Genomic DNA, 432 nt, shown 5'->3' with positions numbered 1-432 from the left:
TCTCGCCCAGGGTCTGGCCCATGCGCATGCGCGCCTTGTGCACCGAGACGTCGTCCATCATCGAGTCGGGACGGGCGAAGTAGACGTATTCGAAGATGCACGGGGTGTGCGTGCGCACTTCCGCGCACTGCTTGGAGAACAGCTCGCCGCGCGCGGTGACCACGATGCCCTCGCCCGGGCGCACGTCGCGCACGCGCTCGAAGCCCAGCAAGTCCAGCGCCACCGATTCGGAGGCGATGGCGTATTCGTCCTGGCCGCCGCTGCGGCGCTTGCCCAGCACCAGCGGGCGGATGCCGTGCGGGTCGCGGAACGCGACCAGGCCCAGGCCGAGCACGGGGGCGACCACCGCGTAGCCGCCGATGCAACGGCGGTGCACGCCCTCGATCGCGGCGAACGCGGCCTCCGGGGTCAGCGCGCGCTGGCGGTCGAGCT

General features: G+C 71.8%; 1 pseudogene. It reads right to left on the bottom strand.

The annotated features are described in order from the left end of the window. Positions 1–432, bottom strand: a pseudogene (locus JQK88_RS35760) (hypothetical protein); the annotation flags it as partial.

It is taken from the genome of Mesorhizobium caraganae (assembly GCF_016836705.1).
GTDB classification, from domain to species: domain Bacteria; phylum Pseudomonadota; class Alphaproteobacteria; order Rhizobiales; family Rhizobiaceae; genus Mesorhizobium; species Mesorhizobium caraganae.
The sequence above is the reverse complement of the archived record's forward strand: the minus strand, read 5'-3'. Positions and strand labels throughout refer to the sequence as shown.